This window comes from Alkaliphilus hydrothermalis, from assembly GCF_016908555.1.
GTDB classification, from domain to species: domain Bacteria; phylum Bacillota; class Clostridia; order Peptostreptococcales; family Natronincolaceae; genus Alkaliphilus; species Alkaliphilus hydrothermalis.
This window is the reverse complement of sequence record NZ_JAFBEE010000029.1, coordinates 21216-28103: the sequence shown is the minus strand read 5'-3', so window position 1 is coordinate 28103 and position 6888 is coordinate 21216. Positions and strand designations below refer to the sequence as shown.

Here is a 6888-nt window from a genome sequence, read left to right as displayed (position 1 = left end):
TACCCCGAACTTGAGGTCATACTCGCCTACTAGAAATAGACTGGTGTTTAATCATTCAAGAATCCCCTTCCTTCAGGTATGGGGAGTGTCAATGGTAATATTCTTTAAAGAGTAGAGCAACAAAATTATAAAAATCATAAAAGTGGGAAATACTTAATATGTATTTCTCATTTTATTTGCCGTTTTTTATTTGCTTTAATTAAATATGTTTACATAAGGAATTAAAAAAGATATAATAGTTCAGTATAAAAGGAATAGGAGCGATTAAATGAAAACAAATGAATTTGAACAACTTAATATTGGCAAGGAGATTTTAAAAGTAATAGAAGAACTAGGGTTTGAGGCCCCTACACCAATACAGGCCCAAGCAATACCTTTAGTAGCGGAGGGTAAAGATATTATAGGTCAAGCCCAAACAGGTACGGGAAAAACGGCAGCCTTTAGTATTCCACTAATTGAAAAAGTAGATATGGGTCAGAAAGGGGTACAAATATTAATATTAACCCCAACAAGAGAGTTAGCCATTCAAGTAGCTGATGAGATTCGTCGATTCTCAAAGTACCTCAAAGGGATGCGATCTTTAGCAATCTATGGAGGTCAACCTATCGAGCGGCAAATAAAGGCTCTAAAACAAGGTGTTCAAGTGGTCGTTGGAACCCCAGGAAGAGTTATTGATCATATTAAAAGAAAAACTCTTCGACTTGACCACATAAAGGGGCTAGTTCTAGACGAAGCTGACCAAATGTTAGATATGGGTTTCTTAGAAGATATTGAAATGATATTAAATGAAACGCCAGAAGATCGTCAGACACTTATGTTTTCAGCAACAATACCAAAAGAAATTGAAATGATTGCTAAGAAGCATATGAAGAAGCCTGAAAAGGTTAAAGTGGTACATAAGGAGTTGACAGTACCCCATATTGATCAATACTATTTTGAAGTGAAGCCCCATGAAAAAGTGGAGGCTACATCTCGTATTTTAGACATGGAGAAGGTAGAGCTAGGAATCATCTTCTGTAATACTAAAAAAGGTGTAGATGACCTTGTAGAGAAACTTCAAAGTAGAGGATATTCTGTAGAGGGTATTCATGGAGATCTAAAGCAGACTCAAAGAGATCGCGTAATGAAGAAGTTTAGAGATGGTACGATAGACCTGTTGGTAGCAACAGATGTAGCTGCTAGAGGTATTGATGTTGATAATGTAGCCCTTGTCTTTAACTATGACTTACCAGATAACTTTGAATATTATGTTCATAGAATCGGTAGAACGGGTAGAGCGGGTAGAGTAGGTTTAGCCTATACCTTGGTTGTCCCAAGACAGATTAGGACTCTAAAGGCATTAGAGAATTATACTAAATCTAAAATCCAAAGAAAAAAACTGCCAACCGTTAGTGATATAATGGATAAGCAAAAAGAATACATTGGCAAGCAAATCACTTCTACTATTGAAAAAGGCGGGTTAGCAGAATACACTAACTTCATCGAGAAGATGGCAGAAACCTACAGTTCTATAGATATTGGTGCTGCTCTACTGAAGATGGCAGTAAATCTAAATGAAGTTGAAACCCTTGAATCGGCTATTGAAGTTTCTGCAAGAGAGACTAGAGACACAGCAAAAGACCCAGGAATGGTGAGAATGTTCATTAATATCGGTAAAGACCATGGGGTAAAACCAAGTAATATCTTGGGAACTATTGCAGCAGAGGCTGGCATTAAGGGTAGCATGGTGGGTGTAATCGATATGTATGACAAGTTCACCTTTGTAGAAGTCCCAGAAAAATACGAGAAAAAAGTATTGAAGGCAATGGATAAGAATCGTATTAAAGGTAGAAGAATCAATATCGAGGTTGCTAAAAACCGTAGCAGAACGAGATAAATAAAGCAAAAGTACTGATCCTGGGGTGATTGGTACTTTTTTTATTCTAGCTATTATTTGATAAGCATAATAATAAAGGGTAGATGCTTTATTAAAAGGAGGGATCCTATTGGATTATAGCTGCTATCGGAGTGCTGCACTCTTTGAAAATCAATTTTGGTATCAGATTTTAGGAGATCATGCTAGATTTATTTTATCAGAGCTTTCACCAAAGGAAACAATCATGATTGATCGAGCATATTATTTCATTGATGTTTTTGATGACTTATTACAGGAAGCTAGAAAAGATTTAACAGAAAAAGAGGTACTTGAGCTGTCCCATCGGGGGTATAGCCATGTACAGGATTTAAGATTATATAAACTAGAGATTATAAAAAAGCAACTGACCAATGATATTTCCATTGGACTACCACCAACCTTTATTAATCATATGGTAAATGAAGTAGAACACTACATGATGATACTGGGGTATTTATTATCTAAACAAATACCTGTTACGACAGCCATATATGAACATTTGGTTTGGCTATTGGATGCAGGCGGTCATGCCAGTGCCATAGATGCTTCTTTAGATGATGTGGAGGTGCGATTTAAAGAAATCAGTAGGGGCTTTCACGGGCGTTTTCAAGATTTATATATTAAGGCAGTAGAGATGTGTGGGTTTATGAGGAGTAGTCTTACCAATTTTCCTGCTTTTGAAAGGTTCAACTCAGATGTAGCCTATGAAATTAATTTATTTAAAGAGTACATACGAGATCTGGAAAAGCTAGAGTTGGAGGAACAGCTTTTGGGTACATTATCGCCGTTAATATTAGATCATATGGCGAGGGAAGAGTGGTATTATTTGAAAAAGGTATCTATGGTGACGGAGGTAATGGAACCTGCCGGTGATCCAACAAAGCCTAGGACGGAATAGTAATCAATTAAAATTCATATTCAAAAAACACTCAGATTCAAGAAGAAATAATAAAACAGCCCATTCCTAATAAGGATGGGCTGTTTTATTAGATTAGATAATAAAATCTACAATAAATTTTATTCAGCAGCAGGTGGTGTAAATGTTCTAGTTGCTAATTCAGCATCTAACATATAAATTGCATGGCTGCTTTCACCTATACGTTTAATCTTGTTTAGTAATCCTGTCATCATAGACATTTCTTCAACTTGCTCATCTACATACCAGTTAAGGAAGCTCACACATGCATAGTTTTTTTCATTTACTGCAATATCCATTAACTGATTGATTCTGTCGGTAACAATTTTTTCATGGTCTAAAGCTGTTTGAAAAACCTCTTCCACAGATGTAAAGTCATTCTTTGGATCTTCAAATCCATAGATTAAAGCTCTTCCACCTAATTCATTGATGAAGTTGAACATTTTCATTGCATGGAATTTTTCTTCTTCGGCTTGAACTACAAAGAAATTAGCAAAACCATCTAAATCCTCAGATTTACAATAAGCAGCCATAGCTAAGTAATAGTTAGCAGAAGAAAACTCAAATTTTACCTGTTGGTTTAATGCATCTAATAATTTTTGTGATAACATATAATCCCCTCCAATTTGTTTTCTTTATTATTATGACAAACTATTTTATAGTAATACTATAAAATAGTTGTTATATAAGTTATATGGTAAAATAAGCTAACCAATTTGTCAACTCATAACGATTATACCCACATAGGAGTTCGCGAAACAATTATAGATTATATGTTTTGTTGAAGGGAAATAGACGATATAATAGAATTAAAGAAAATTGAAAGTTCTAAGGAGGCAATCGATGAAATATAAAGTTTTGGCTACGGATATGGATGGAACCCTATTAAAAAATAACAAGAGTATATCAAACGAGGATTTATTAGCTTTGAGAAAAGCTAAAGAAATGGGAATGGAGATCGTTATTTGTACGGGCAGACCCTTTGGCATGTTAGAACCTTATCTAAAACAACTGGGATTCCCATGTTGGGTAGTGACTAACAATGGGGCTGTAGTTCGAAATAAAGCCCTAGAGGTGGTACAGGTGACGAATTTAGAAAAGAAGCCTACTATAGAGGCACTAAGAATTCTTGAAGAATCTGGGATTTATTATCATGCCACGGGCCTCCATTATAGTTATGTACAATCCTACTGGGAAAGAGTAAAAGTTATCCAACACTTTATTGGGCAGAAGAAAAATGTATCTAAGTTCAATAGTTGGGTGCAGGCCCTTTGGATGGTATATTTATCTGGCACCCACAAGCGGGTGGATTTATCTAGGTACGTAGGGGATGGGGGCGCGCTTTCAAGTATCTTTGTTTATTCAAAGGATATTGAAGGACTCAAGAAATTAAGAGCCCCCTTAGAATCTGTAGAGGGTGTTCACGTTACTAGCTCTGGAAAATTCAATATTGAAATATTAGATACAAATGCCACTAAGGGACGGGCGTTGAAGAAAGTTTTAGCCGAACTGGGTGTATCGAAGGAAGAAACCATTACAGTAGGGGATAATCATAATGATTTATCTATGATTACTTTTGCTGGATTGGGGGTAGCAATGGAAAATAGTGAGGCTGAAGTATTAGAAGTTGCCGATTGGGTAACTAAGAGTAATGAAGAGGATGGGATTAGCTATTTAATAGAAGTCGTTTTGATGAATAATACAAGGAAGTCTGTAATAAAATAGGTATTTATGACTACTTATTATTGAAAAATGTTAATAATTTAAAAAAATCATTTACATTATTTTGCAATTTAGGTATAATTAACTGAGCTCAATTAAGACGGTACTGTTAATCTTAAATTATGGAGGAATACGAATGTTAAATAAAAAACTAACGAAAAAGATGTTATTAGTATTTTGTATCGTGTGTACACTAGTAGCTTTAGAGGTTTCTGCTTTTGCCGCTACTAGTTGGCAGTACCAGCCCAAACCTACAATTTTATCAAGATCAAGTTGGACGACTAGAGCCCCTAAGACAGTATTAGATAATAGAGGAGCTGGAACTTATTTAATTTTCCATCATACAGGATGGAAATTTAGTAGCACTAGTCAAGCAGATGCAGCTGCTGAGATTAAAAAAATTCAAGACTACCACATGGATAACAAGAATTGGGATGATATAGCATATCATTATATAATAGATCCAGCTGGTAGGATATGGACGGGTAGAGCAGATACGAAAATGGGTGCGCATACTTCGGGATATAATAACAATATTGGAATAGTAAATTTAGGTGACTATGAAGGCGTATGGGGGATTGGGGCTAACTCAGTTACAACTGCATCATACAATGCGATGGTTTCATTATCTAGGTATCTGGGCTATAGAGATTCACTAGATCTGACATTTGTAAAAAATCATAATGATTTTGCTGATACAGCATGCCCTGGAAGAAATATGGAAGCATGGATTTATGATTCACTTGCAGGAAATTTAAGTCAGAGCATGAAGAAAAATTAAGGAGTGAAAATATGAAAAAAATAATAATGTTACCTATAGTTATTTGCGTTGCACTAGCAAGTATATATTTTATTAATGCTACGAATACTGATTTTGAAAAAGATTTGGGTGGTAAACATCAAATTAAGAGTCACAAAATAACTAATAATAGTGAAGATTATGCTGAAATTCAATTAGATTTGACTCATTCAAGTAAAGACAAACTTAAACCTACTATTAAAGTCTTAAAAGGAGACGATTTGGTTTATTTTGGAGAAAAAAAAGTTAAGGATGATACATTAGGAAACTATATAATTGAACTTACTTTTACTGATACTTGGATACAGAAAAATGGTAAAAATCAGATGGAGAAACTATCTAAAGATTTACAAACAGCAGAAGATAAATCAAATAGACTATTGAATAATGTTAAGATAGCGTATCCACCAGATGATGCAATGATGGTATTATATTTTGGTGTTAGTGAAGAACCTGAAGTTAATATAGAAGAAGATAGTGATTATATAAAAGTAAAATTAAATAAAAAGATAAAGTAAGACAAATATTAAGTTTACTTACCTACTATTCTATTAAATTAAGTATTTAATGGGATAGTAGGTTAAAAATGAAAGAAAAGGAAGGTTTATATGGAAAAAAGGTCTTTAAAATTTATTATTACGGTATTATTAATGCAGATTCTAACAAGTTTACCTATTAGATATTTTTATTTTTCCTACAACAATTATTATTTAATGCAGGTTGCTTGTACAGTATTATCAATTAGCTTTATAATAATTTCAAGCTACTTAACTATTAGATTAAATAAATCATTAAATTCAAATTTTAACGGCATTATTACATCGTTAATATTGATAATGCCTTTCATAGCATTGGTGTTAATTGCAAACAAGATAGATAATCAAGTTTACAAACAGACTATTTTCGACTTTTTAGGATATACTTTTTTACATTTAGGTGGATTAGGACCAATTCTACATAAGGTATTTGGATTTAAAGCGTTATATAATTTATTTTACTCCGTAAATATTACAATTCTAATACATATTTTAGGTTTTTTCTTAGGAGACATATATTATATTGTAGGGAAAAAAAGGCATGCTAAAGTATAAAAATTTATTAATTTGTTTAGGCCTTATTAGCCTAGATCAAATCATAAAGATGACACTAAAAAATTGTGACCAAATAGTAATTATAAAAAATATATTATCTATAGATATATACGGAAATGGAAAAATGAGCCTAGGTATAGCTTTAATGTTGTTTAGTAGTATTACTATTCTAATTGCAATAATGAATAATTATAACTTTATTAACATAGGAATTTTTATTATATTTGCCGGCGTTAGTTCTAATTTAATAGATTTACTTTTAATAGGTTTTGTAATAGATTGGATAAACTTAGGTAGTAGGATAGCTTTTAATTTAGCAGATGTATACATTTTATTAGGTATAGTAGTTATTACAAGAAAGTTTAGCAAGACATAAGCTTATCAAGCAAAATACACCTCTCTTTTAGGGTGTATTTTGTGTTTATTTTTGCTATTATAAATATAATTCTATTTAATATACTACACA

8 protein-coding genes are annotated in these 6888 nt (G+C 33.1%); 7 read left to right on the top strand and 1 reads right to left on the bottom strand.

Features of this window, described 5'->3' with window-relative positions; all coding sequences use genetic code 11:
* Positions 1–268 precede the first annotated feature (268 nt).
* Positions 269–1876, top strand: coding sequence for a DEAD/DEAH box helicase (locus JOC73_RS14035; protein ID WP_204404328.1), 1608 nt, complete (start codon positions 269–271; stop codon positions 1874–1876).
* A gap of 109 nt (positions 1877–1985) precedes the next feature.
* On the top strand, positions 1986–2792 hold the full coding sequence (locus tag JOC73_RS14030) for a DUF2935 domain-containing protein (RefSeq protein WP_207755117.1): 807 nt from the start codon (positions 1986–1988) through the stop codon (positions 2790–2792).
* 119 nt (positions 2793–2911) lie between these two features.
* Here JOC73_RS14030 and JOC73_RS14025 read toward each other — a convergent pair whose 3' ends face one another.
* Positions 2912–3421, bottom strand: coding sequence for a ferritin (locus JOC73_RS14025; RefSeq protein WP_204404326.1), 510 nt, complete (start codon positions 3419–3421; stop codon positions 2912–2914).
* 232 nt (positions 3422–3653) lie between these two features.
* Between JOC73_RS14025 and JOC73_RS14020 the strand changes: the two genes are divergently transcribed.
* From JOC73_RS14020 to JOC73_RS14000, 5 genes are all read left to right on the top strand, one after another.
* On the top strand, positions 3654–4535 hold the full coding sequence (locus JOC73_RS14020) for a Cof-type HAD-IIB family hydrolase (RefSeq protein WP_204404324.1): 882 nt from the start codon (positions 3654–3656) through the stop codon (positions 4533–4535).
* 133 nt (positions 4536–4668) lie between these two features.
* Positions 4669–5313, top strand: a complete 645-nt coding sequence (locus tag JOC73_RS14015; protein ID WP_204404322.1) for an N-acetylmuramoyl-L-alanine amidase — start codon at positions 4669–4671, stop codon at positions 5311–5313.
* 11 nt (positions 5314–5324) lie between these two features.
* Positions 5325–5849: a hypothetical protein gene (locus JOC73_RS14010; protein ID WP_204404320.1), complete on the top strand. Its 525-nt coding sequence runs from the start codon at positions 5325–5327 to the stop codon at positions 5847–5849.
* 90 nt (positions 5850–5939) lie between these two features.
* Positions 5940–6422: a hypothetical protein gene (locus JOC73_RS14005; protein ID WP_204404318.1), complete on the top strand. Its 483-nt coding sequence runs from the start codon at positions 5940–5942 to the stop codon at positions 6420–6422.
* Positions 6409–6798, top strand: a complete 390-nt coding sequence (locus JOC73_RS14000; protein WP_204404316.1) for a signal peptidase II — start codon at positions 6409–6411, stop codon at positions 6796–6798. Before JOC73_RS14005 ends, JOC73_RS14000 begins: the two co-directional genes overlap by 14 nt.
* Positions 6799–6888: the final 90 nt, after the last annotated feature.

Bases quoted from the DNA above. Each gene is read 5' to 3' on its own strand.
- JOC73_RS14000 (WP_204404316.1), top strand. From the start codon at position 6,409: ATGCTAAAGTATAAAAATTTATTAATTTGTTTAGGCCTTATTAGCCTA.
- JOC73_RS14035 (WP_204404328.1), top strand. From the start codon at position 269: ATGAAAACAAATGAATTTGAACAACTTAATATTGGCAAGGAGATTTTA.
- JOC73_RS14005 (WP_204404318.1), top strand. From the start codon at position 5,940: ATGGAAAAAAGGTCTTTAAAATTTATTATTACGGTATTATTAATGCAG.
- JOC73_RS14025 (WP_204404326.1), bottom strand. From the start codon at position 3,421: ATGTTATCACAAAAATTATTAGATGCATTAAACCAACAGGTAAAATTT.
- JOC73_RS14010 (WP_204404320.1), top strand. From the start codon at position 5,325: ATGAAAAAAATAATAATGTTACCTATAGTTATTTGCGTTGCACTAGCA.
- JOC73_RS14020 (WP_204404324.1), top strand. From the start codon at position 3,654: ATGAAATATAAAGTTTTGGCTACGGATATGGATGGAACCCTATTAAAA.
- JOC73_RS14015 (WP_204404322.1), top strand. From the start codon at position 4,669: ATGTTAAATAAAAAACTAACGAAAAAGATGTTATTAGTATTTTGTATC.